This window comes from Shewanella canadensis, assembly GCF_003966225.1.
Taxonomy (GTDB): Bacteria; Pseudomonadota; Gammaproteobacteria; order Enterobacterales; family Shewanellaceae; genus Shewanella; species Shewanella canadensis.
Map to the genome: position 1 here is coordinate 78353 of NZ_RXNU01000016.1, position 24997 is coordinate 103349.

Consider the following 24997-nt stretch of genomic DNA (forward strand, 5'->3'; position numbering starts at 1 on the left):
AACACCTGAGTTTCGTTAAGTTACTACGTCAGTGTTTACATCTGTATTGTTGGTGTGACGCGATCTGAGTTGCAGTTTTTAAATAATGGTGATGTAGGGGCTGCGTATTTAATAAGTGTTGCATGGCTCTGGGTATTTATATAAGTATGGTCTATGTCACATATGTTTAAACGTTTTTGTGAGCTTATACATTGGGCATATATTTATGTCACATTAATAGAAGTTGGCTGGTAAGTATGGTTAGTCTCAAGTTAATTTTTTGATCGGTAACACGGAATCACGAAATATAACGAACTACAATGATATTTAACGGTAGCCATTCAGAAGAATCAATGGAAAAGTTCTATTACAAAGCGACTCAATGTTTATGCAGTAGTCTTCAGTTAGAAGAGTCACTACAGAGCTACTTTGATTACATTAAATCCCATCTTCCAATCGATGGGATCTACCTGAATATCTATCGTCCCGATTTCAGCGATATTCAGTTTATCGCACAGGTCAATGAGCTGCAGTCCACCACTCTGGATAGACGGATACCGATCAGCAACGAGATGTGTGAGGCTCTTCAGGATCTCGATAGGCCAATTATTCGTATCGTTAATGATATTGAGTTGGATACTGTGACCCAATTTGTCGCCCCTCAGGTCATTCCCGAAATTAAGTCTGTCATCCTGCTGAGAATGGTTTCCGGCAATACCCACCTTGGGGTCGTCGGCTTTTATGCCAAGCAAGCCGGCGTATTCAGGCCACGACATGTGGATATGCTTGAGCCCCATATGCAGACTTTCTCTTTGATAACCGCTTTTAATCTTAAGGGGCGCAACTTGCTCAGAGCCAATGAAGCTCTGGCAGAGCAGAACCAGTCTCTTAAGCGTACCTTGAACATATGTAATGGTGTTGTCGGTGCTCATTCGGGTCTGAAGCATGTGATGCAACAGGTTGAGTCTATTGCCAAACTCAATACCACAGTCTTGATGTTGGGTGAAACCGGTTGTGGTAAGGAGGTCATAGCAAATGCTATTCATGAACTCTCATTGCGCGCTAATAAGCCATTTATCAAGGTCAACTGTGGTGCGATTCCTGAGAGCCTGATCGATTCTGAAATGTTCGGCTATGAGAGGGGGGCTTTCACCGGCGCGGAGTCTCGCAAGGCTGGGTATTTTGAGCAAGCCAATGGCGGCACTATTTTCCTGGATGAAATTGGTGAGCTACCACTGTCGGTCCAGGTCAGGCTACTCAGGGTATTGCAAAATAGTACCATTACCCGTGTAGGTGGCCACGATTCCGTGCAGCTGGATATCAGAGTCATCGCCGCGACGCACCGTAACCTCAAGGCGATGGTGTCAACGGGCGAGTTTCGTGAAGATCTCTGGTACCGCTTGGCTATTTTCCCAATTGAAATTCCCTCTCTGAGACAGAGGCGTGCCGACATTCCTCTGCTGGTGCAGCATTTCATCGAAATGTTATCGGCAAAATTCAACCAAGATCAACTTCCCCGGGTTGCGCCAGAACAGCTGGCCATTCTGAGCCAGTATCATTGGCCCGGTAATGTCAGGGAGCTGATAAACGTGCTTGAGAGAGCCATTATTCAGCACCCTAAGGGGCCGCTTAATTTCGATTTCTTGGTGCCTGACGTGGAAGTCGAGCATAAGGAGAAGAGGGGAGAGACCATTATTGTCGATCCCAGTCATGCAACCGATAAACTGGTGCCTCTGGAAATCATGACCCGAAAATATATCGAGCATGCGCTGCGGGTTACAGGGGGAAAGCTCTATGGCCCGGGTGGTGCCGCTCAGTTGCTGGACATCAACCCGAATACCATGCGTAGTAAGATGAAAAAATTAGGTATCTGCTAACGTCCCATATTTCTTTTTTGAAGTCGCCTCTGCCGATTGAGCTCATCGAGCTGTTCGGCTAGTTTGAGGATCTGTTGTTGTAACTCTCGATATTGAGTCAGGCAGATCTCATTGTCTGGCTTCTCCTCTATCTCTTTCGTTGCCCAGATTTTGGCAAGCTGAATGATCAGGTGTTCGGCCTGACTCAGGTTGTCATGCTCAATCTGTTTTATCATCAGTAGCCGAAAACAGTCGAACAGTATGGTGAGCATAAACTCATGGGTGAGCGGCAGCTCTTGCTCCTGAGTCTCAGGTTCACGAAAGCCGATGGCAGCAATCAGATTGGAGACGGTGGTGACTGTAGTTGCTCCAATAAAGAGGGAGTGGATCTCAGGCTCCTGCAACAGAGCCTGCTCAAGCTGTTGAGCCAGCTTCCCTTTATTCCACTGCGCCCCCAGCGCCTTAATGAACGTCATATCAACCCACCCGTTATTGAATCTTGTCTATTAACGATATAAGCGTGCTGTCATAGGGACCAGGTTTAATCTTTGGATCAGGCCATCTAAATAGGCTTGAGTCAGCAATGCGATACCGCGATAGAAGTCGGTTCTGGCATGTTCAGTCATGAGTTCGAGGCAGCGACCCGACCAGGGGAGCAGGTGTTGCTGTAGTAGGATCATACAGCTGCGCTCCAGTGGTTCGCTATCTTCTGTTTGCGCCCATTGGGTAAACATCTGATCCAGTACCGCGAAAAACAGGCCGATATGATCTACGGGTTGATTGGTCTCCAGCTCGAAACTGATCCCTTGCTCTTGATAGAAAGCCTTCAGTGCCAGAGTCGTCTTGTCATTGAGGAGTTGCCTCTCGCTCAGGTAGACCGATCCCCAGGGCACGGCATTAGGCTCGCCAGGACCGTAGAAGAGTTGTGCATAGTCCAGCTTCAGGGCTTGTTGTTTATCTGTAGTCCATTGGCCGAGATAATTGGACAGCAACTCGCGACCACTCGACTCCCGGGCCGAACCTGTAAACTCAGGCCAGCTTTGAGCAACATCGTGTTCGATAAAACCCTGGATCAACTCAGGTGTCGGGTCGTTAAAGAGTACATTGTGGAGAATGCGCGCAATGCCTTGATATTCCAGGAGCTCATTTTCGGTAAGGGATGACATGCTAACCTCATTTGTGGAACAAAATGTTGCCGTAACTAACAGCAACTAACAGTAACTAGCAGCAAAAAAGGTGCCATTCAAAATGAATGGCACCAAGCTGGGGTTAAACTTCTGAGTAGTTCAACACTTCTCCATCGGTGGCGCCACTTGGGCGAGAATGACGGTTAGGTGTGATAAGTAAGTTGGGTGTCGTTACACTACTTTCCGGCAGTGGGGCGACATCGGGTGAGATGGCTCCCGGATACTTAGCCTTTAACTCGTCCATAGGACCGAAGTCGATAGCACGCATTGGGCAAGACTCGACACATGAAGGCTGTTTACCTTCGGCCAGGCGCTCAAAACAACCATCACATTTGGTCATCACCTTACGATCTTTGTCTATCTGCGGTGCATCGTATGGACAGGCTCTTGCGCAGCTTTCACAGCCGATACACAGATCCGCCGCCACATGAACTAAACCATCTTCGCGGCGCTTGTGCATCGCGCCAGTCGGGCAGGCCTTAACACACACAGGCTCAGAGCAGTGGTTACAACCGATAGACATGTAATAGGCGAATACGTTCTGACTTACTGTGCCATCACCATGTTCTGTCCATTGTCCCCCACCATATTCATAGACCCGGCGCCAATTGATGCCAACTGGAAGGTCTTTACGATCCTTACACGATATCTGACAGGTTTTACAGCCAGTACATTTACTTGCGTCGACATGAAAGCCGTATTGGATATTATTGCTCATTGTTAACTCCTATCAGACCTTACGGATTTCAACCAGGTTAGTGTGCTGAGGATTACCTTTAGTTACAGGTGTGGTGCGTTGTGAGGTAAGCACGTTCAAACAACCGCCTTTATCCACATCGCCGCCGGGTAGGAACCACGCGCCCTGACCCAGTGCCGTTACGCCGACCATGATACGAGGCGTGACCTTAACTTCGACTTCGATGGTGCCGCGATCATTGAAGATATGGACCTTGTCGCCGGTTTTGAGTCCGCGCTTATTCGCATCGAGCGGGTTCATCCATACGGCATCCTGTACGGCTTCGCGCAGCCAGGGGACGTTGTGGAAGCTTGAGTGGGCACGGCCCTTGGTGTGATAACCGGTAAGTTGCAGTGGATACTTCTTCTTGGTCTCAGTATCTTCATAACCTTCCCAGGTTGGCACATATTTAGGTAGCGCAGATATTACGTCACCCTCTTTGAGCTTCCAGGTACGGGCTTTCTCTGCCAGGCGTGATGAGTAGATCTCAATCTTGCCAGATGGTGTGCCCAGAGGATTTGCATCAGGATCGGTACGGAAATCTTCCAGTACGATATAGCCGCCGTTTGGCAGATACTTGCGATAGATACCTTGTGTGAGCATTACCTCTTTTTCTGGTAGTTCTGGGGTTGCAGCTTTAGATTCGGCATAGAATTGATCCAGCCAATCTTTACGGCTCTTACCTTCGGTAAACTCGGCCTCGACGCCCATACGTTTGGCAAGATCGACACAGACCTCATAGATAGGACGGCTCTCGAACATAGGATCGACGCCGCTACTCATCTGTACCAAGGTGGCGGTATCACCGGCTGCGTAGCTTTGGTTAACTAAGTCTTCTGATTCAAGCCATGATACGTCTGGCAGCAGAACATCGGCAAACTTGGCACTCGGTGTCATCCAGTTATCGACTACAAGAATAAATTCACACTTAGATTCATCTTTAAGTAGTGCTTCTGTTTTGCGCACCTCTGAGTGTTGGTTAATCAGGGCGTTACCGCCGTAGTTGATAATCGCCTTAATATCTGTGCCCAGCTTTCCGTCACCCTCTTCGTCGAGATCGACACCTTGAACACCATCGGACAGAACGGTCATGTTTTTACCGTCTTCGATGGCCTGAGTGAAGGTAAAGAATGAGATTGCTTTCTTCACCGGGTTTGAGCCAGTAGGCATTGACGGTGCGTGTAGAGAAGAGCCCTTACACAGGCCACCACAGTTAGTGCCCGGCAGACCCAGTTGACCTAATAAGATAGGTAGCATGTAACCCGCACGGGTGTTGTTCTCACCGGCAGCCTGACGGTTTAGCGAGGCCGCAATCTGGATGAAAGGTGCACGAGCCGCAGCCAGCTCACGGGCCAACTCGACAATGAGATGGGCTTCGATACCTGTGATCGCGGCGGCCCACTCTGGCGTCTTAGCATTAACGCCTGGAATTGAGCTGCCAACCGTGGCGTTATCGAGAATATACGCCTTATAGCTCTCTTCATACCCGATGCCAGCAGGCATGGTCTTCTCGTCATAACCGACACAGTATTTGTCCAGGAAGGCCTGATCGACTGTGTTGGTGGTGATCCATTCATAGGCTAAGGCTTCGAACAGTGCTGCATCGGTACCCGGACGGATAGCGAGCCACTGATCTTCCTTACCTACGGCAGAGTCGGTGTAGCGTGGATCGATCAAGATAGTCTTGAACTTATTCTTCTGCTTCTGTACCAGGAAGTCATAGGCTTCACCCGAACCACTCATGCGGATCTCGGATGGGTTGTAGCCAACCATCAGCACTAAGTCTGAGTTTTGCATCTCAGACACGCTGCTTCCTTGCCAGCCAGGGCCAGCAGAGCCGTATGTTTGTCCGGCGGCTTCATAAATTTGTGACCAGCTATAATCACCATAGGCGTTGAGATAACCGCCCTTAAGGTTCATCAGACGGTAGAGACACTGCTTACCAGAGAAGTGATAACGCGCACCCGAGTTATAGGTGAAGTGAATCGATTCATTACCGTACTGGTCTATGGTGCCTTGAAGTTTTTCGGCCACAAGATCCAGGGCTTCATCCCAGCTGATCCGCTCAAATTGTCCGCTGCCACGAGGACCAACACGCTTCATCGGGTATTTTAGGCGATCGGGCGCATAGACACGTTTACGCAGCGAACGGCCCCTTGGGCAGGCGCGCACATCATGATCGCCGTATTTATCTGTGGTGGTAAATTGAGACTCTACACGGGTGATCACCCCATCGGTAGAAAAAACCTGTACCGGGCAGTTAGATCCACAGTTAACCAGACAAGCCGACCAGTTGAGGTTTTCACCGGCAACTGGTGGCGTAGGCGGTACCACTTCAACATCTTTAGAGCTTGAGTTACAGCCTGAAACCGTCGCTGCGCAACTTAGTGCGGCACTCATTTTTAAGAAACTTCTGCGTTCCATTATCTTATCCTCATTACAGTTATGATTAGCACTGTTTGCATTAGCGCAGCTGGTAGCTAAACGACAACATCACTTGGTGCGCGTTATAGTTATGGTTCAGGTCGCCTAAGGTGGTCAGTCCCGGAACAGTATCGACATCAATTTGCGCGTAATCGGTGTCGTAATAGCGCTCATACTGGTAAGCCAGTTTTAACGCCATCTCTTCACTCAATGCGTAGTTCGCATGTAGCTTGAGACTATGATTGAATGAGTAGTAATCCCCCTGTGGCGTGGTGACGTCATAGGTGATCAGCGTATCGCTGGTGGAGTTTGCGAACAGATAGTCGCCGCCCAGGCTGAGCTTGTCTTCCATTAGCCCTGTATAGGTGAAACCAGCGCCTAGGTTGATAAACTCATCTTCGATATCGGCGGACCAATCCGGGGCAGAGAAACTCTGGCTGCCGGTTTGATTGGATTCGATCCACTGCTGACCGGCAAAGGCATACCCTGACAGGTGCTCATCAAGTTGCAGCCCAAGGTTGATGTCATAGCCGTAATCTTCAGATTCAGTCAGACCCAGTTGAGTCTCGTCATAATCATCCTTGGCGTAGCGAGCGGTCATATCCAGACTGAGCCACGAAGTCGGGGTGTGATTAAACTTGGCTTCGAAGGCGGTGCGCGCTCTATCTGCCAGGTAGTATTTCCGTAGCAAAGGGTTAGCTTCAGATGAGGTCAGTTCACTGGTTTGATATTCGCTGCCACCACGGTTATCCAGACTGGCCTTGAACTTAAGTTTGATATCATCCAATGCGCGGACATTGAGCTTGGCCCATAGCACGTCATCATTAGTCTGCTCACGGTCGCCATGGCTGCGCTCCATCTCCTTGCGGTCATAGCCAGCCTGCAGGCGATAGTCGCTGTTGAAGCGATAACTGGCATTAACCTTGAGACCGCGACGTTCGGTGTCTAAAGGCACATTTTGTTTAAATGCGCCCGTGATCCCGTTAACTTCATATTGAGCGAACTCCCATACCGAGCCCTTGTTGTCGCGCTTGCTGTAATCGACACTGCCGCCGAGTCTGAATTTATTGCTCACAAGCGAGGTGACTGACAGCTTGCCGTCTAAAGTCTCGACCTCACCGTCCCAGTTTTGTAGTGGGTTACCGGACATCTGGATCAAATCATCGTCCTGGATCATCTTGCCCGATGCCAGACGACCGCTCATGACGGTACGGTTTAACTGATATTGACCCGACAGGCTAAGTTGATGAGCCTCATTGTCAGGAGTAGGTGCAAAGACGTCATACAGGTAGGGGAGACTTAAGGCGCCGATATCGTTCTTATACTGACTCACGAAGTAATTGAGGTCAGTAGTCCAACTATCACCGGAGAGTGACAGCCCTGCGGTGAGGTTATCTGTGTTGGCATCGACAGGCAGACCGAAATTAACCGGACGCGGAGTGACAATGCTGCTGCTCTGGTAACCGGTTTTATTCTCGTGGTCATAACGTACATATGCCTGATAGAAATCCCGGCCATAACTCAGACCCAAGCCAGCTTTGTTTCTCTGCAGGGAGAGCTCCTGGGTCTGAGTATGTTCGCTCGGGGTAAGCACGCCATCGTTGTACCATAACTGACTGCGTGCATCGCCTGACTGATAACTGGTTAGCTGCTGATAATCTGCAACTAGTTCATACTGGCCGGATTTTCCCGCTTCAAGATGAGCGAAGCCATTATCCAGGCCTAAACGGTGTGCCTGGAACTTGGCTTTATAGCCTGCTTCGTTTCGGTAATTGAGATCGGCATCCATACTGGCATTACCGCCGTCGCTGTCGGTACCGAAAGCATTGCCTGAGTGAATATCATCGCTCTCAATATAGGCGGCATTGATACCGATGGTGCCGGTATAGCCTTCGACTTGAGGGCAGTGTTTACACTGAAATACTTCCTGTTTAACTGTACTGGTATTGGCCCTGTTCACGCCAAAGTCAGCCGCCATTGCAGAGCCCGTTATCGCACCCGATATGGCGAGAAGTGATAACGTGATGAGGTTAAATTTGAATCTCATTTGAATTACTCCTGATTAGCGCTGCAGCTTGCTGCCGGCTGGGTGATTGGAGCCATGGATCTGGCTATGGCAGTTGAGACAGCTCTTACCGCCGCCAAAGGCGTCACTTCCGCCTTGCTGTACGACACGACTTGCATGGCCATCATCCATATGGCATTGCTGGCACAGCTGCGGCGCTCTGTGAGTGAGCATGGCTTCATTCACGCTGCCATGGGGGTTATGGCAGTTGGCACAATTTTCAGTGACTGGCGCATGCTCCCATAAAACGGGGCCACGTTTTTCGGTGTGACAGCTATAGCAAGTGTCATTCACTGTGGTGTGGTTCAGTGCACTTTCACTCATAGAGCCATGTGGATTATGGCAATCGATACAGGTCATTCGATCCCACTTCATCGGGTGAGATGAGCGCTTATTCATGTCAGATTTTTGCTGAGTGTGACAAGAGGTGCAGGTGTCATTGACCGTGAGCTGATCCATTACCGGATCTTTGTCGGTGTGAATATTGTGACAATCGCTGCAGGCCACCTCGTCTAAATTGTGGCTGCTGCTATGCCATGCCATCTGCTTAGGATCGTTATGGCATCCCAGGCAAACACTGTTCTGACTCTGTGCAGGCAGCTTGCTCTCTTTACCGAAGGCGATCATCGGCTCCTTGCCGCCCTTATTGTGTTTGCCTAACGGACCATGACAGGCTTCGCACTGAAGACCCGCCATAGGCGAATCTGCTTGGCTCGAGTTGCCGTGTACACCATCGAATATCGCCATGACCTTGTCATTTTTCTTATGACACATCAGGCAGGAGTCGGCACCTTTCTTGGAGTATTTACCCTGAGCAAATTTCTCCGCCAGTTGCTGTTCCAGTTGTTCACCAGTGAGTTGGTTCCAGGGGGCCGCCTGAACTGAGAGGGATAGGCACGCGAAAGCGAATATCCCACAAAGTAACTTAGTGATAATACATTTGTTCATCATCTTGGCCTTACGGTTAATTATTTTATAGTTTGGTAATGTTTGTGTTAATTGTTTTGCATTTAAATTGTAGTTTGGATTATTAAAAATGCGAAGCTATTACTTAAGGGGTATTGTGAAATGTGTGATTTTTAATTTAAAAACAATTTATGCGTGATCAAGATCTTTATTTAGGCATCTCTTTTGTATGTTTGTTTTGATGTTTTTATAACCCGCTGCGCCGCTATATCTCATTGATTTTGAATTGGTTTCAGTTTTCACTTGAGCTTGCTGCTATTATTTCTGTTTTACGGTTTATATAAATGAGAATGTTTTCAATATAATTTTTTTTATGAATGATCAGAATTGTTATTCATATATATATTTATTAAACAGATACTCATTAATAGTTATTCATAACCCATTAATAACTTCGAATAAGTTTTCATATTTATTCATAACTCAATTGATAATCATTATTGATCGAGTGTTTTATCTGCACTTTATTATTTGTATTTCATGCTTTGTATTTCACTTATTGGTTTGAATTTTTATCTGTTGTTTTCTTTAGCTTTTATTAGCTTATCCTAATTTGTGTGGCGGGAGGGAAGCTGTTTTCATCGTTGCAGTTCGCTGATCGAAGAGAGGTTAGAAAGGGGAGTTGGATGATATGGCTCTCTATGATTATGTTAACAGAGATTATCGGCATTTGGCTCATAGGGCTCGCAGGTCAGCTTATCGGGCTTTCAATTATCTTGAAGCTTGTGGGACTCCGACTTAAGGAGGCTGCTGTGTCAGCTGGCAGATTTAGGGAGATGGTTGCTATGTCGGTAGTGATGCCCCTAGAGAGAAGAGGGGGGAGCAAGCCTAGGCATCAGCTGTCATTTGAACGCACTAAAACTGATTCTCCAACCTTATAATAAGTTCTCGGTTTATCTATCTGCTGAACGAGAAACTCATGTCTCAGCGCGGGCTGCAGTAGAGGCGTAAACATATCGGCCTCTCGCACTATGTTGATCTCATTGGTGGGCGTATTAAATCAGTTGAGTCATGAATAAATTGTTTGAGATAGTGCTTATTAAGACAAGGGTAGCATCAGAGGAATGGATGAGGTGATGAGTAGGGATGAGGAGCCAATATGGAGTTGGCTCCTATTACACTCTGATTTAGCTCACTGATATCGAGCATAAAGGCCTATAAAGTTTCGTATCGAGTCTTATCTGTACAGATGGCGACTGAGTTCGATCACCTCTATGGCCGTTTTACCTAAGGTGTACCTTCCTGCAATCGCATATTGATGGTTATAGCGTTTTAGCCATTTTTGTAAATTGTCGTTTAATGTCTCTATGTTTGATACCTTATTGTTCTTTAAGAATGGCGCATAAAACTCGCTGTGAGCCAGGCTGTGAAACCGGGCGGCAATACCATTAACGATTGGCCCGTTATAGGCCCTTTTCTGAATATGGTTAATCGAGGTTTCCTGTAGCAGAGTCTGAAATGGCTTGCTATGTTTGCCGCTAAATTCGGCGCCCCTATCGGTCAAAATACTATTGATGGGAATCCCTTGTCCCTTGTACCAGGGGAGCACCTGAGTCCTGAGAAAGTCTGAGGCTAGCCCGGAATCCTTATCCAGAGATACTTGTGCATGTGTATATTGGCTATAGGCATCCATGCAGGTGTGTTGGTAGATAGTCCCTAGCTCAGGAATGTTGCCAACTTTAAATGTGTCCTGTACGCAAATATCACCTGGGCTCTGGCAGTCGAGGCTGCCTTCCTCTTGTTGAAGTTTGCAGGATTTTTCAATTTGATGCTGAGCATTAAAGTTAAGCTCATTTTGCTGTCGCAGGCGACTGTTTAAGGCGATAAATCGATTGTGCTTAGTCTCCAGATTATGACGCAACCAGATGGTTCTAACCCCGCTGGGGGATATGGTACACCCCCTGGCGGTTAAGAGTTCAGCCACCTTTGCCTGACCATAGTTTGGGTAATCGAGTGCGATCTCTATGACCTGCTCTTCAACTTCCTGTGAGACCCGGTTCTTAAGTGTACTCTTCTTTCTCGATAGGTTGTGTAGCCCTTGCTCGCCGGCATTCTCATACTGCTTCTTAAAGCGGTAATAACTATCCCGACTGTAACCCATCATGTCGCAGGCTTTACTGATACTTCCAAGCTCTTTGGCTAGCTGTAATAGTGCAAGTTTACTTCGGATCTCATTATGATTTGAATACATATCAATTAACTCTGCAACTTGGAATTGACCAGTTCATCTACCAAAACACGCCATTAGGTGTGTAACCTAACCAATGAAACCAGGTTTCGCCTAAGACAATGCTGGTGATCCAGCCAATGGTTAGCATAGTGATACCGAACTTGAAGGTGTCACTCAGGCTGTATTGATCCGTAGAGTAGAGCAGTAGCGCGGGCTTACTGTTAAACGGCAGCACGTAGACATGCTCGATAAGCAGAGCAACGGGCAGTGCCAGGCTCATAATCGGATAGTTAAATCTTTGTGCAATGCCTATCGCAATGGGAACGAATAACATGGTTCGCATTGTCTTTGATTGAAAGACGAGTGAGCTGAACAACATGGCTCCGGTAAGACCTATATAGAAGACCGAAAAGGGCGTGTTGTCATCTAGTCCAAAATATTCTAAACCGAAATTTACCGCAAGATTAGGCAGATCCGTCTGTTTAAAGCCGGCACCAAGCGTATATGCACCCGCCGAGAACAGAAGTAGATGCCATGGGACATCGACCTGGTTCCAGTTGACTACGCCGATGCGTGGGGAGAGGGCGACAATGGCACCGATAAAGGCAATGGCGGTTGCGCTGATGCCATGGTGTTTATCCGTGGCCCAAAAAACCAAGATAGTGACAAAGATGACAATTGCTTTTATCTCTCTGGTTGAGATGGTGCCCATCTTATCCAACTCTTTCTTCAGACGATCCATTCCGCCTTCAATTTGAGGCAGATGTTCTTCCGGAGAGAGTGGGAAAAATACCTTAGTGGCTAACAGCCAGCCAACGATGATCATGCATATGACGATAGGCAGGGCGACGATCATCCAGTCGGCAAAGAAGAAGCTGCCACCGATAGCCCCGGCAATAAGACTGGCTGCAAGCAGGTTTGCGCCAGAGCCGGTGACAAACGCGCCGGCACAGAGATTTATCTGCAGTAGGTTTTGAAGAACCAGATTTCTGCCGAAGTTATTCTTTTTGTCTCCCCCTGAGGCGCCATACACCGCAGCGATAACCATAAAGATTGGCATCAGGATCGCGGCCTTAGCCGTTGTTGCCGAAATAAACGCCGACAAGACTAAGTTGATGACCATAAAGCTATAAAAAATTGGGGTGGCGCTGGTCGCGAATCGGCAGATAAACCACAGGGCAAAACGTTTGGCCGCTCCGGAAGCGACTAACATAGATGCTAATATAAAAGAGAGGATATTCAGCCACATAATTGGGTGGCCTAGTTGAGCGTAAGCCACTTTTTCCGGGAGAACCCCGGTCAGTACCATGGTAATAATAACGATTAGCGAGGTTAAATAATTCGGAATGGCTTCCGTTATCCATAAGATGATGGCGGCGCAAAAAATGGCGAGCATGGCCTGACCATGCCAGCTAAATTCAATATTACCCACATCAAGAAAATGCTTAGAGGCGGTGGCACTGAGCGTCGATGGGTCGAAGTTGGTAAGGAATACTGAGGGATCACCGACGAGGAGATAGATAAATGCGGCAATAGCAATCCAAATACCCGATTTTTCCAACCATTGCTCAAACTTGCTCTTACTCCGTATCGGTAGTTTTTCCATTCGATACTGGTTCATGTCTAATGGATCGACATGTGCTTTTTTTTTGTTCATACCAGCCTAGCCTCTATGACTTATTTTAATGTATTTAAACTGTAACGATAATCACATCTCAAAAACACGATCGAGATCAACATTTTAATCAACTAGTTTTTATTTGATCTTTTTGTATTTCGTTCCTCAACTTTCTGCTCTTTTGTAAGTCGTTGATTTTTATGTTTAATGCTTTCGGTTAAAGCGTTTTCTTTTTACGCATGTCAGATCAAGTTAAAACTTATATGTACATAAGTTTGATCTGGATCGTGTTTTTTGAAGCGCTTAGAGAATAACATGTAACTCGTTCATCAACACTATTCATCAACATTCATAAAACAATTTTGGAAGGAAAAAACATGTCTGAGTTAAAGATTGGAGAGATATCCAAACCACGCTTCGAGTTTCGCACGTTTGGTCAAGATTTCAGCGTAGCATCGGAGCGTATGGCTCGTTTATCGGTTCCTGTACCTGAAAAAGTCTGGCGTCGTGAAAGTGATGAAATCTATATCATGTCGCGTACTAATGATCTTAATAACACGAAAATCCGTGATGGAAAGATGGATGTGAAGGCATATGTGCAAACCGTTGACGGTCTTGAGCAGTGGGATCCAAAACTGAAAGCGGAATTTCCTATCTCGAAAACACAGCTGGTTGAGGAGATTTTCCCAGCATTTATGGTTGAAATTCCGGCTCTCGCCAAGCAAGAGTATTCTTTCGAAGAATTTATCTCGATTATCGATGCACATCCGGATCTACAAGCGGTTAAGATCCACAAAGAGCGTTATGGCTACATGGTAAACAACACTATCTGTGAAGTTGCCAACGTACTGATTAATGGCGCCCGCCTCGTGAGTGTAAATAGTGAGTCTGTAGAGCTGGATGATATTCAGAAGACAGTTTCAGATCTACGTTTAGAGGGGGTGGAAAACATCAATTATTTACAAGCCATCAAGCGTGTGATCGGCATGAAAAATCTTCCATTGGCAAACTAGTAAGGGGTTAACAAATGGCACAGGAAATTGAACGTAAATATCTGGTAAAAAATGATAGCTTTAAAGGTCAGGCCGTAAAGGCTGTGCGCATTATTCAAGGTTATTTGAGCAGTGTTCCTGAGCGTACCGTTAGGGTTCGTATCAAGGGAGATAAAGGTTTCTTGACTATCAAGGGGATAGGCAATGAATCGGGGGCTTCTCGTTATGAATGGGAAGAGCAGATCCCTACAGCTGAGGCCGAAGAGTTGCTGAAGATCTGTGAGCCTGGGGTTATCGATAAGACGCGTTATATCATTGAGCATGCATCGCTTATCTTTGAAGTCGATGAGTTTTACGGTAGTAACGAAGGCTTAACTGTCGCAGAGGTTGAGCTCATCGATGAAGCACAGGCCATCGATAAGCCTGAGTGGGTAGGTGAAGAGGTTACCGGAGACGTTAAATACTACAACTCTATGCTTATGAAGCAACCTTATACTCAGTGGTAATCAGGGCTATATAAATATGTTGTCGCTATCAATTGCCGATCAGTACCATTTGAAGATATCTGTCGAAATACCTCCGGAGCTCAAGAGTCTGCAATGGAAAGTATTCTTCTTCTTCCCTGCAAAACTGGTACAGCATAGCGACAGCATGAGTAGCGCACTGTTTTATCGTAATTTACTGCAACAACAGAAGTTAGTTAAGCTTGAAACTGTCACTCATCAGGGCATCGAGCATGACTTGTTGGTTCTCAGGCAAACGGCTTATGCGGTGGCTAAAGTTAATAAAACCCTCTATCGGAGCGCATTAGCCGATCTGGTCGCCGCCAGCTTGGAGATGCTGACAGAAAAGAGTGGTAATGAGCTGCTCGACTTTGCGACTTATCTGGATAAGTTTCATCAAGCACATGACGATGAAGAACGTTTATCTCAGCGGAAACTGTTTAAGCTTGCCGATCATCTTCTCCTTTATCACTATCATCAAGCACTGTTAAAAGCGAAGCACTGCGCGACTAAAGAGGAGAGGGCGCAGTACTCCTTGAGGATAAAAAATCTCACGGCCTATGCAGAAAGTGAAAATCATAAATTAACCCATGATTCAGAGTTTGGCCGGGAGAAGTTATTAGACCGTTTACAGCTAGCCCAACGAATTCTTAATCGGCCCTATCAACTAAGGCGCAAGATGATGAACAGCGGCATGTTAGCCGAACAGTTAATCTTTGGATTTGCCGCGGCGTTTGCTATGGCTTTTGCCACGGCCGCTGCATTTATTACCCAGAGGGCGTTCGGTAACTTTTCAACGCCCTTCTTTTTCTCTCTGGTATTGTCATATATTTTTAAGGATCGCATTAAGGAGTTGGGAAGAAACTACTTAATGGAGAAATACTTCGCCCACTATTTTCAGCATCATTATCGTTTTTATAAAGGCAATGAATCGGAAATCGTGTTCGATGCGAAAGAGACACTGTACCGGCAGAACAGCGCAAATATGCAAGGCTTGCTGAAGAGGGTGCGCAAGGCATTCTCTTCGTCTGACAGCAGCGCATTTAAAGAGGCGCTGGTGTATCAGAGAAGTTATACGGCTCATGTGAAAAAACAGCAAGAAGCATCATGCAAGTTTGTTGATAATCTTACACTCAACCTGAGTGGTCGATTGCGCTCCCTGCCCAGAGTGATCAGGCGGCACTGGAAGGAGGCTGATAGGAATATTCAGGCCGTAAACGTTGAGCAGGTACATCCAGTCTATCTTGCATTTGAGGTAAAAACGGATGCCGGAAGCTCCCATAAGATCTATAAGCTGACCGCCAGCAGGAAGGGAATTCACGCATTGCTTGAGGCCGTAGACTAATACTATCAGGGTCAATCACTATCTTTGTAAGCGCTTACTCACTAATGGGCTTGTTGTAAGTTGCGCTTGATAGCGCTGTGCTGTCTATACGCCGAATTGAAATGATACTGGAATGCTATACGGATAACTAAAAAGTAAAAAAATAAGTTTTGTACGATTAGATTGAGATTAGTTGAGCTGGATCACTTTATATTCTCGTCAGTAGTCGTAACCTATCAGCAATGAAAGTAAAACAAAAATTTATCATGTACACATAAAAATAAACTAATCGAGGATGTTCTCATGGCTAAAGCTAATGTTTCACGAATCTCAATCGTTGCGCTTGCTGTTTCTGCTTCACTACTTTGTTTCTCTGCCAATGCTGTCGCGTCTGAAAAAGAGCGTATTACCGAGTTGGAGCAGAGACTGGATATGCTCGAAGTTGAGCTTATCGAAGCTAAAGATGCCGCTTCACAGGTTGACAGAGTAAAATTTTCTAAGAGTTCACCAAGTCCTGAACTTATCTCTAAAGATGGTCGCTCGACTCTGGAGTTTAAGGCTAGAATCCAGACTGATTATGTTAGTGCCGATGAGTTGTATACCGGTAGCAAGCGCGAATACGAGGATTCATTTAATGAAGCTAGCATCAGACGCATTCGCTTTGGTTTAGAAGGCTATTTCTCAAATGTATGGGAATACGAATTAGAATTTGATTTTGATGGTGTTGCAGAAGTTGAAGTTAAGGATGCGAACATTGCTTATAAGGGGTGGGATAATTCTCAATTGACTTTAGGTTTCCAAAAGTATGCCTTTGGTTTAGAGGCCACAGGAAGCTCTGCTCACTTGGCATTCTTAGAGCGTGCAGCTACAGATACCTTCGCTCCCGATCGTGCACTCGGTGCTCAATGGCGTTATGTAGGCAACAATTATAACGTCACTTTAGGTTATGGAGTTAACGCAGGGTTCGATGATGACGATTTGAACTTTAAACAAGATATAGTAAATGCTCGTTTTACTACTGCACTTATCGATAGTGGTGATCATCTGCTTCATCTCGGTGCCAGTGCACTATTTGTATATAATAACGAAGCGATTGAAGAGACACGTTATCGTGCGAGACCAAATACTAAAGCCAGTGGTAGAACGATTGATACAGGTAAGTTTGATGCCGAGTCACTTCAACATTATGGCGCCGAGATCGCATACCAGTACAGTAATGTTCTTCTCCAAGCGGAATATGCAACAGCGTTAGCCGATCAAGCCGATGATTCTGAGCCAGAAGTGACGGTAGATGCATACTATCTCCAAGCCATCTATACCCTAACCGGCGAAGCTTGGAAATATAAAGGGAAAAGTGGCAAGTTCAAGACGGTTAAACCTGACAATGCTATCTCTGCCGGCGGTTATGGTGCATGGGAAGTGGCACTAAGAGTGGACCAAGCCAATTTCGACGATGTTGAAGCCGGTATATATGGTGGTAAGAAAACTGATTACGTTCTTGGCCTTAACTGGTACCTGGAGAACAATTTAAAAGCTCAATTTAATTATGTGCACACCACTGCCGATTACAAGAAGCCCTATGAAGATATCAATGGCGATATGATGTATGACCAAGATGCTAATATTTTCCAAGCTCGTTTGCAGTTTGCATTCTAAGGTGACCTTATGAGAAACAATTTATTGTTAATTGGTTTAGTTAACCTTTGCCTCAGCTCAAGTGCTTACGCCTTGTCGCCGGGGGAGTTCACATCACTCGAATATCATGTCAATACGGGGGTGGGGGGAACTTTACCTTATGCAGCTAAAGCACAGACATCATCGTTTAAGCAGGCATTTAATTTTATTGAGTTTGATGATGAGTTATCTCAAAAACTCGTGACCTATATTGATACGCCTGACAGAGCCTTTAAGGCGGAGCATATTCAAATTCGAGTACGTGAGCATATTACTAAGCCGCGTAAGAGTAAGATCACGGTTAAGTTTAGAGCGAAAGCGCCTGAAGGGTTTGGTGAACTATCAAGCTATAGGAAGGCCGAGATCGATTATACCAAAGGTAAGGCAGCATACAGTGTCAGCTACGATATACCCTATTCTCCAGGTGATATCGACGTAAAAAAATTGGATATAGAACTCGTTTTCAACTCTTTGAAAAAGAACAAAGTTGTCTGGGATATGCTTGGTCCAATTTATGAAAGCAATAAGAAACAATTTATTCAGACAGTCGTGATGCGTACCAATGAATGGGAAGGAACCCTGAAAGATGATCGCTTCAGTAATCTGGAAATTGATTTTCAGCTTTGGACACCCTATTACCGTAAACCGCGGGTAACATTTACCGAGTTTTCCTTTAAGGGGCATGTGAGTGACAAGGCGAAGCTTGAGGAGGCGTACCAGTTCCTCTATCAGAAGGTACAAGAGGTTGGCTTATCTAGTGGTCATCAAGGCTCAAAAACCAAAGCAACATTCAAAATGACGGAGGGATTTAAGTAGGTCCTTCCCCGAAGGTCAGGTAAGCTCCCAATTCCTGCCTGACCTTCACCCTATCTCATTCTAATTATAAAAAGGAGATGCCATGTTTGGTTTTTCTCGAGTTTCCTCTTTACTTTCTCAAAGCAAATCTACAGAAGCGAGCATTTATACATTTTTAGACCAAGTCACATTATCTCATCATGCATTTGTTCAGTTATGGAAAGCCTATTTAAGACATGGCGCCGACAGTGAAGAATTTAAAAGTACACTAGATGAGTTACAAAGAATTGAGCAACATGCAGATAATTTAAAGAGAGATATTGAAAATACTCTATATAGGAAAACGTTAATTCCGGATCTTCGCTCCGATGTGGCATCACTAATAGAATTAACTGACAGGCTTATAAATAAACAAGAAACAATCGGTCTGCATTTGGATATTGAGAAACCATTAATTCCAGCCGAAGTTGAAGAAGATCTATTATTGTTGTTGAATGTGGTCGGCGATACAATTGACCACGCTCTATTATGTGCTAAAAGTTTTTTCACCGATCTTCAACGTGTTCAGGAATATCATAAAAAAACAATCATGTTTGAAAGCGATGCAGATAAAGTGTGTACCAGAGCTAAAACTATTTTATTTGAAACAGATCTGCCATTAATAAATAAAGTTCAGTTGCGTTACTTCTTTGACCGAATCGATCAGGTGGCAAATTTAGCCGAAGATATCAGTGACCGTATCTCAATATTCACACTAAAACGCGTTCAATAGAGGGAGGGTTCGATGGATATTGCTATTTGGATTTTCCTCTCCAGTGGTCTGTTTCTGGGGTGGTCGTTAGGCGCGAATGATGCTGCGAATGTGTTCGGCACCGCCGTTGGAACAAAAATGGTTAAGTTCTCGACCGCGGCGCTTATCTGTTCTGTCATGGTGATCTTAGGCGCCGTAATTAGTGGCGCGGGTGCATCACATACCTTAGGTGCCTTAGGTAAAGTCTCAGCCTTAGGTGGTGCCTTTACCGTTGCCCTGTCGGCTGCAACGACGGTTTATTTCATGACTAAATCCGGGCTTCCTGTCTCTACGGGTCAAGCGATTGTAGGCGCCATTATTGGCTGGAACCTATTCAGTGGTATGGCAACCGATCCTAAGGTGTTGAGTAAAATCCTCAGTACCTGGATCATGTGTCCCATTCTGGCTGCGATCACCGCTGTGCTGCTATATAAGCTGGTTGCAGCATCGATAAACTGGTTTCGTCCCGGCTTGTTTCAATTGGATAAATGGACTCGAATCGGCTTGATCATTGCGGGAGCATTCGGTTCTTACAGTCTGGGGGCAAACAATATTGCCAATGTCATGGGAGTATTTGTACTGAGTGCGCCTATCGACTCTGCAATATGGATGGGAATTGAGTTCAGTCCCGCTATGCAGCTGTTTTTTATCGGTTCTGTCGCCATTAGTATAGGTGTTTTTACCTATTCCAAAAAAGTGATGCTCACCGTAGGGGATAACCTAATCCCTATGACGCCGATAACAGCCTGGGTTGTAGTGATGGCCCATTCTATCGTGTTATTTATCTTCTCTTCGCAATCTCTGTCAAATGGCTTTGTTGAGCTGGGGTTACCCGCGATACCTTTAGTGCCGGTCTCCAGTTCGCAAGCTGTAATTGGTGCGGTCATTGGTATTGCATTGTTGAAGCGTTTACCTATTCGATGGGCGGTGTTATCCCAAATATTGATGGGCTGGGTTATTACTCCAATAATATCGGCCTTGGCATGTTTTATTGGTTTGTTTGTCGTTCAGAATTTATTTAATCAGGTCGTAGTTTGATTAGTCTGAATGTTTTGAGTTTCTGCTAATTGGTAAAGGTTCATGTATTTATATTTTAATATTGCTCTCTATTGTGCCTTTGCTGTTTTAAGTGGTGTGACAATCTGTGGATTGATGTTGTCGCTAATAATTAATGTTTGGCTTGGTTAGCTTTTGCTGCTTATGATTATTGTCAGTATTATTAATGGTGGTCATATTTATGTTGAAAATGGAATGTAATATTTAAACCTTTATTAGTTGTTTTAGTATTAACTAGTTATTGTTATTTTTATATTGAATTTTAAAAGAGTGATCAAAGTTAATTGTAGTGTAAATTTTTCTACCATGTTTTCTTTGGTTATTCATTTAAAATTCTGTTAGTTGAAATTTTGAATAAGAGTAGTGTATTGCTGACAAAGATTAGGAGAACGTTAATCTGTTAATTCAGAAATCCGGTGGATTATCCTTTTGTACAGCCTGCCAAAAGTAGGTATTTAGTATTAGCTACCAGTCACAATTCCAACGACTGTAGGGTCTCGCTCCCTTCTATCCTAAGGTATACGCACTATTATAAGGTAGTTTATGTTAGATCTGGTTTCTGCGTCTAACTGCACGCTGGTATTTAGTCATTTCTGCTAGAGGCTTACGTGTATTTCTCTTGCCATTGTTTGTACGATTTAGTTGAGACTATTTGGTCGGGATCACTGTTTTGATTCTCATTAGGTTTATTCTAGGCACATGGTTAAATAAGAACCAACACAGGTTCAACTGACCACAGCAGTGAATGCCTTTAGGCAGGAAGACGATGAGATAAATAGGTGTGCAATTCCAATAACATCATGCACCGGATAAATGCTCTCATTACGCTTCCATAAAGCAGCGACAACGACTGTCGCGGAGCTGGCATTCATCGGAGAAGTTAACGTTTAACAATCGACTTTTACTATCGACTTTTTAGTATCGTTCAAGGAAATGAGCTATGAGATCACATCTACTCGCACTATCTGTTCTACCTTTTGCCTTTAGCGCTATCGCTTCAAGCAGCTTGGATACGCTTTATGGCCCTGTTATGCCACCAGCCTATATTAAGGCTTACGAAGTCAACAATCATCATCTGATCGCTTTGAACCCCTACCTGCAAGTCGGTAATGCCGACAACCCTATCGTTCTGGACAAGGGGGAAGGGTATGTTTGGGTTATCGATAAGGATGGCAACTTCGTTATTGCCCCTGAAGTGACCTCTCCCTGGGGAAGAAAATACAAAGAAGGGATGATGAGAATCGAGGATGGTAAGCCTAAAAAATGGGGATACAAAGAGAAATACGGACACACTGCCTTAATTGGTGGAAGCAAGGCTCGTATTGGTGGTGAGCTGGAGATGGAAAACGGCCAATGGATCATGAATAACAAATCGGGTCGTTACAACAAACGTCGTCCAGGTCGCACCGAAGAGGCATTGCATAATGCGGGTGAAATGCTGATCGCCATTGCACCACAAATTGCCGAATTAGATTATGAATATTTAAAAGATTATGGCCCGGCTAAACCAATCTCGTTAAAGGAGATGAAGGATATCGAGTGGCATTACATGATCGATGATAACTATTTTTGGGATGCTGAAGGAAAGAAACTAGGCAAAGCATTTGTCGAGAAGACCCCCTTTATCGACTGGCGTGCCAAGGTCAAGTTTAAAGAGGGGTTCTATATGGATACCCAGGACCGCTTCCTTAAAAGTCAGGATGAGATTTTCCGGGTTCGTTTGGACGTCAGTAAGCCGCGTAAATCCAAATTTACCCATAAGCTTCGCTCATCGGATGTTGCTGACTTGAAACCTATGATCAATGGCGAAGGAGAGGTGGATGTCTCTATCGGTGGCGACCTATACAGCCTTGCTACCGATGTAGGTTTTAACTTCTTGAACTTTGATTTCTATAACGCTGATTCAAAGGAAATTTTCGATTACCTGATGTTTGCAGATAGGCGTGCATACAAGCAGATGACGCCACTGATGCGCTATGGTGCCGATGAGGTGCTAAAGACCGACATCATGCGTCAATCTAAGTATAAAGGTTGGCTCAATACCGGTCCCTTTGCCGGACATGAAATTGAAATTCAGATCTGGAAAAAGATCATCGAACCTGGAAAGTTCGGTAAAGAGGGTAAGTACAGCGAGCCGCTATTGCTGGAGATTGGCTTCGAAGGTAAAACGAAGAATCGCGAAGAGCTTAACAAGCTCAACACCTGGCTTTACGGTAAGTTGAAGCAGGCAGATCTGCTGGCTAAAGATCAGTCTCAATCTAAGACCGAGGTGGCTTTCGCAGTCAGTAAGCGCTTCGATGCCAAGAAGAACCCTAATACTCCGGATGTCGCACCAGAGGTTAAGATTGCCGCTCTCGATGGGATCAAGACACGTAATCTCGACGGCACTATCAATGTGAAGACTAACGGTGATAAGCAGGTAATCGCAGGTCAGGAAGGTGTTCAGGGCGAGGTGTATCAAACAGCCTTGAATGGTAAGCCGCTTTCGGTTGTCGTGTTAGGTGCTAAGGGCAACATGAAGCAGACCTCTGCAAAAGTGATAGGCGCTAAAGGTAAGCTGTTGGTCGCTGTGGCTGCAGGTTCTTCTCTGGATAACCCTAAAAGCCGGGCAAAACTTGCCGCTAAGTTAGATGGTGGCAATGCACTGAAAGGCTATGAACTGCTGGGTGATACGGCAAGAGATTATTTGAAGCCTATCATCAAGAAGAATATGGATATTAAGGCTCGCAGCAACCAGCATTACTACTGGTCAGGTGTCGCCGAATAATTGATGTGTAACACCAGATGGGGGAAGGTACTTAACACTTCCCTCGAAACCAAATACCTCTAGTCCGGTTGGGCTCAACAGTTTCAACCGGGTCTCAAATAAGATAATAATTAATTACGGGGAAGTATCATGACTTTTCATCGTTTGACTCTTGTTGCTCTATCATTGACTGCGGCTATGGCATTACCCTGCCAGAGCGCGGATCTCGACCTTTCACTCAATGCCCTGCCTATCTCATCTGATACGCTTTGGTTTGGCCACACGACTCCTGATACCGATACTACTGTTTCTGCCATCGCGGCTGCAGAGTTTTACGGCGGACAGGCGCGCAGCACAGGTAAACTCAATAAAGAGACTCAGTTTGTATTGGATAAGCTAAATGTAAAAACGCCTCCATTGGCCAGAAACCTGGAAAATGCCAAGGTGGCTTTGGTAGATTTCAACCAAACGACGCAGCTGATGAAAGGCGTGGATCAAAACAATATTCAGGCCGTGATCGACCATCACGCCCTGAGAGATAATCCAATTTCATTATCGGCGCCTATCAGTATTGTCATTAAGCCTTGGGGATCGGCGGCAACCATTATTGCCGATGATGCATTAGATCATGGCAAAACCATCTCAAAAACCATGGCGGGACTTCTGCTTGCGGGTATCTTGTCGGACACGCTAAATCTTAAATCGGTGACCACAACCCAGCGTGATATAGAGCTGGTTAAGACACTTTCGGCAAAAGCCAACATTAACGCCGATGAGTTTGCTCAAGGCATGTTTAAGGCTAAATCCGATCTGTCGGATGTCAGCGCATATGACATAGTCGTGGGCGACTATAAGAACTACACCGTAAATGGCCAAGATATTGGTTTTGGTGTGGCAGAAGTGCTGGACTCCAGCGAGCTACTGGGACGCGTGGATGAGCTCCGCAATGCCATGGCAAAGGCTCGTAAAAATCAGAAAAGAGAACAGATCTTCTTCGCCATCGTAGATATGCAGAAAAAGACCGCTTTTGTACTCACCAACAGCGATAAAGAGGCGAAGACAGCCAGTAAAGCCTATGGGGTGAAGCAAAACAACCAGGGTCTGTTTGTACTGGAAGACACCCTATCGCGTAAGAGACAGATGATGCCGGCTATTAAGAAAGCCTTGGCTGACTAAACGGCAGGTAAAGAACAGGGTTTTTGAGCCTTCAAAAACCTCGCAAGAAAGGCATGAAACCCGATTTAACCTGGGATCCATGCCAAAAGTACAATCACTCCAGCTCCATCTCATCGAACAGGGCGGTCAAGTCAGGCCGCCCTATATCGAAGAACATAATCAACAGTTTAATCAATCATTAAATCAAAAGCTGAATCAACAGCTTAGAAAAAGAGGACAATAATAAGATGCGTATTATGCTATTAGGTGCACCGGGTGTAGGTAAGGGAACCCAGGCGCAGTTCATCATGGAAAAGTACGGCATCCCACAGATCTCGACAGGTGACATGTTACGCGCAGCCGTTAAGGCTCAGAGCCCATTGGGCTTGGAAGCCAAACAGCTGATGGATAGTGGTCTGTTGGTTTCCGATAATTTAATTATCGGCTTAGTTAAAGAGCGGATCGTTCAAGGCGATTGCGCTAACGGTTTCTTATTAGATGGTTTCCCTCGCACCCTGCCGCAGGCCGATGCCATGGTGGCTAACGGTATCGATATCGATCATGTGGTTGAGATCGATGTGCCCGATGAAGAGCTTGTGAAACGTATGGGAGGGCGCCGTATTCATCCGGGGTCTGGTCGTGTTTACCATACCGTGTTTAAGCAACCTAAAGTCGAAGGTAAAGATGACCTGACCGGCGAGGCGCTTATTATTCGCGCCGATGATGAAGAGAGCACGGTAAGAAGTCGGCTGGAGATCTATCATCAGCAGACTAAGCCATTGGTAAAGTATTATGGCAAATTGGCTGACTTTGGAAAGCTGACCTATAACAAGTTTGACGGCACCCAAAGCGTTGCCGATGTCAGTGCAGCCATCGTTAAAGCTCACCAAGCGTTTGCGCCATCTATCTGATAACGCTGAGCGCTCTACCCGGTAAATGAAACAAAGCCTCGACAGACCGA

19 protein-coding genes are annotated in these 24997 nt (G+C 45.6%); 11 read left to right on the top strand and 8 right to left on the bottom strand.

Going from position 1 to position 24997, the window contains the following annotated elements:
• Window positions 1–332: 332 nt before the first annotated feature.
• Entirely contained in the window at window positions 333–1856 is a 1524-nt protein-coding gene (locus tag EKG38_RS21240) for a sigma-54-dependent Fis family transcriptional regulator (protein ID WP_185826929.1), read from the top strand.
• On the opposite strand, the gene EKG38_RS21245 is transcribed toward EKG38_RS21240, so the two are convergent.
• From EKG38_RS21245 to EKG38_RS21280, 8 genes are all read right to left on the bottom strand, one after another.
• A complete protein-coding gene (locus tag EKG38_RS21245; protein WP_126522931.1) occupies window positions 1853–2311 on the bottom strand; it encodes a hypothetical protein in 459 nt (152 codons plus the stop codon). The genes EKG38_RS21240 and EKG38_RS21245 overlap by 4 nt on opposite strands.
• A 30-nt stretch (window positions 2312–2341) precedes the next feature.
• A complete protein-coding gene (locus tag EKG38_RS21250; protein ID WP_126522933.1) occupies window positions 2342–3001 on the bottom strand; it encodes a TorD/DmsD family molecular chaperone in 660 nt (219 codons plus the stop codon).
• A 103-nt stretch (window positions 3002–3104) separates the two neighbouring features.
• Complete coding sequence (locus tag EKG38_RS21255) at window positions 3105–3740, bottom strand: DMSO/selenate family reductase complex B subunit (RefSeq protein ID WP_126522935.1); 636 nt, start codon at window positions 3738–3740, stop codon at window positions 3105–3107.
• A gap of 12 nt (window positions 3741–3752) precedes the next feature.
• On the bottom strand, window positions 3753–6182 hold the full coding sequence (locus EKG38_RS21260) for a DMSO/selenate family reductase complex A subunit (RefSeq protein ID WP_126522937.1): 2430 nt from the start codon (window positions 6180–6182) through the stop codon (window positions 3753–3755).
• 40 nt (window positions 6183–6222) lie between these two features.
• The gene (locus tag EKG38_RS21265) at window positions 6223–8229 is read right to left on the bottom strand and encodes an MtrB/PioB family decaheme-associated outer membrane protein (protein ID WP_126522939.1); all 2007 of its coding nucleotides are present in this window, start codon (window positions 8227–8229) and stop codon (window positions 6223–6225) included.
• A gap of 15 nt (window positions 8230–8244) precedes the next feature.
• Entirely contained in the window at window positions 8245–9198 is a 954-nt protein-coding gene (locus EKG38_RS21270; RefSeq protein WP_126522941.1) for a DmsE family decaheme c-type cytochrome, read from the bottom strand.
• A gap of 1192 nt (window positions 9199–10390) precedes the next feature.
• A complete protein-coding gene (locus EKG38_RS21275) occupies window positions 10391–11404 on the bottom strand; it encodes a helix-turn-helix domain-containing protein (protein ID WP_126522943.1) in 1014 nt (337 codons plus the stop codon).
• Window positions 11405–11441: 37 nt separating this feature from the next.
• Window positions 11442–13040, bottom strand: a complete 1599-nt coding sequence (locus EKG38_RS21280) for an SLC13 family permease (RefSeq protein ID WP_126522945.1) — start codon at window positions 13038–13040, stop codon at window positions 11442–11444.
• A 338-nt stretch (window positions 13041–13378) separates the two neighbouring features.
• On the opposite strand from EKG38_RS21280, the gene EKG38_RS21285 reads away from it, so the two are divergent.
• From EKG38_RS21285 to adk, 10 genes are all read left to right on the top strand, one after another.
• Window positions 13379–14014: a hypothetical protein gene (locus EKG38_RS21285; protein WP_126522947.1), complete on the top strand. Its 636-nt coding sequence runs from the start codon at window positions 13379–13381 to the stop codon at window positions 14012–14014.
• Between the two features lie 14 nt (window positions 14015–14028).
• The gene (locus EKG38_RS21290) at window positions 14029–14499 is read left to right on the top strand and encodes a CYTH domain-containing protein (RefSeq protein ID WP_126522949.1); all 471 of its coding nucleotides are present in this window, start codon (window positions 14029–14031) and stop codon (window positions 14497–14499) included.
• A 16-nt stretch (window positions 14500–14515) separates the two neighbouring features.
• Window positions 14516–15841 carry a hypothetical protein gene (locus EKG38_RS21295; protein WP_126522951.1) on the top strand — a complete coding sequence of 442 codons (1326 nt, stop codon included), beginning with the start codon at window positions 14516–14518 and terminating at the stop codon, window positions 15839–15841.
• 282 nt (window positions 15842–16123) lie between these two features.
• Window positions 16124–17476 carry an OprO/OprP family phosphate-selective porin gene (locus EKG38_RS21300; RefSeq protein WP_126522953.1) on the top strand — a complete coding sequence of 451 codons (1353 nt, stop codon included), beginning with the start codon at window positions 16124–16126 and terminating at the stop codon, window positions 17474–17476.
• A 9-nt stretch (window positions 17477–17485) separates the two neighbouring features.
• Window positions 17486–18310, top strand: a complete 825-nt coding sequence (locus EKG38_RS21305; RefSeq protein ID WP_126522955.1) for a hypothetical protein — start codon at window positions 17486–17488, stop codon at window positions 18308–18310.
• Between the two features lie 82 nt (window positions 18311–18392).
• Window positions 18393–19061, top strand: coding sequence for a DUF47 domain-containing protein (locus EKG38_RS21310; RefSeq protein ID WP_126522957.1), 669 nt, complete (start codon window positions 18393–18395; stop codon window positions 19059–19061).
• A 12-nt stretch (window positions 19062–19073) separates the two neighbouring features.
• A complete protein-coding gene (locus EKG38_RS21315; protein WP_126522959.1) occupies window positions 19074–20117 on the top strand; it encodes an inorganic phosphate transporter in 1044 nt (347 codons plus the stop codon).
• A 958-nt stretch (window positions 20118–21075) separates the two neighbouring features.
• Entirely contained in the window at window positions 21076–22902 is a 1827-nt protein-coding gene (locus EKG38_RS21320) for a hypothetical protein (protein ID WP_126522961.1), read from the top strand.
• 129 nt (window positions 22903–23031) lie between these two features.
• Complete coding sequence (locus EKG38_RS21325; RefSeq protein ID WP_126522962.1) at window positions 23032–24057, top strand: manganese-dependent inorganic pyrophosphatase; 1026 nt, start codon at window positions 23032–23034, stop codon at window positions 24055–24057.
• 227 nt (window positions 24058–24284) lie between these two features.
• Window positions 24285–24947 (top strand): adenylate kinase, encoded by a 663-nt coding sequence (gene adk, locus EKG38_RS21330; RefSeq protein ID WP_126522964.1) that lies wholly within the window; start codon window positions 24285–24287, stop codon window positions 24945–24947.
• Window positions 24948–24997 lie beyond the last annotated feature (50 nt).

What these genes read in the sequence shown, in the direction of transcription:
- EKG38_RS21240 (WP_185826929.1), top strand. Translation starts at nt 333, where the DNA reads ATGGAAAAGTTCTATTACAAAGCGACTCAATGTTTATGCAGTAGTCTT.
- EKG38_RS21245 (WP_126522931.1), bottom strand. Translation starts at nt 2,311, where the DNA reads ATGACGTTCATTAAGGCGCTGGGGGCGCAGTGGAATAAAGGGAAGCTG.
- EKG38_RS21250 (WP_126522933.1), bottom strand. Translation starts at nt 3,001, where the DNA reads ATGTCATCCCTTACCGAAAATGAGCTCCTGGAATATCAAGGCATTGCG.
- EKG38_RS21255 (WP_126522935.1), bottom strand. Translation starts at nt 3,740, where the DNA reads ATGAGCAATAATATCCAATACGGCTTTCATGTCGACGCAAGTAAATGT.
- EKG38_RS21260 (WP_126522937.1), bottom strand. Translation starts at nt 6,182, where the DNA reads ATGGAACGCAGAAGTTTCTTAAAAATGAGTGCCGCACTAAGTTGCGCA.
- EKG38_RS21265 (WP_126522939.1), bottom strand. Translation starts at nt 8,229, where the DNA reads ATGAGATTCAAATTTAACCTCATCACGTTATCACTTCTCGCCATATCG.
- EKG38_RS21270 (WP_126522941.1), bottom strand. Translation starts at nt 9,198, where the DNA reads ATGATGAACAAATGTATTATCACTAAGTTACTTTGTGGGATATTCGCT.
- EKG38_RS21275 (WP_126522943.1), bottom strand. Translation starts at nt 11,404, where the DNA reads ATGTATTCAAATCATAATGAGATCCGAAGTAAACTTGCACTATTACAG.
- EKG38_RS21280 (WP_126522945.1), bottom strand. Translation starts at nt 13,040, where the DNA reads ATGAACAAAAAAAAAGCACATGTCGATCCATTAGACATGAACCAGTAT.
- EKG38_RS21285 (WP_126522947.1), top strand. Translation starts at nt 13,379, where the DNA reads ATGTCTGAGTTAAAGATTGGAGAGATATCCAAACCACGCTTCGAGTTT.
- EKG38_RS21290 (WP_126522949.1), top strand. Translation starts at nt 14,029, where the DNA reads ATGGCACAGGAAATTGAACGTAAATATCTGGTAAAAAATGATAGCTTT.
- EKG38_RS21295 (WP_126522951.1), top strand. Translation starts at nt 14,516, where the DNA reads ATGTTGTCGCTATCAATTGCCGATCAGTACCATTTGAAGATATCTGTC.
- EKG38_RS21300 (WP_126522953.1), top strand. Translation starts at nt 16,124, where the DNA reads ATGGCTAAAGCTAATGTTTCACGAATCTCAATCGTTGCGCTTGCTGTT.
- EKG38_RS21305 (WP_126522955.1), top strand. Translation starts at nt 17,486, where the DNA reads ATGAGAAACAATTTATTGTTAATTGGTTTAGTTAACCTTTGCCTCAGC.
- EKG38_RS21310 (WP_126522957.1), top strand. Translation starts at nt 18,393, where the DNA reads ATGTTTGGTTTTTCTCGAGTTTCCTCTTTACTTTCTCAAAGCAAATCT.
- EKG38_RS21315 (WP_126522959.1), top strand. Translation starts at nt 19,074, where the DNA reads ATGGATATTGCTATTTGGATTTTCCTCTCCAGTGGTCTGTTTCTGGGG.
- EKG38_RS21320 (WP_126522961.1), top strand. Translation starts at nt 21,076, where the DNA reads ATGAGATCACATCTACTCGCACTATCTGTTCTACCTTTTGCCTTTAGC.
- EKG38_RS21325 (WP_126522962.1), top strand. Translation starts at nt 23,032, where the DNA reads ATGACTTTTCATCGTTTGACTCTTGTTGCTCTATCATTGACTGCGGCT.
- adk (WP_126522964.1), top strand. Translation starts at nt 24,285, where the DNA reads ATGCGTATTATGCTATTAGGTGCACCGGGTGTAGGTAAGGGAACCCAG.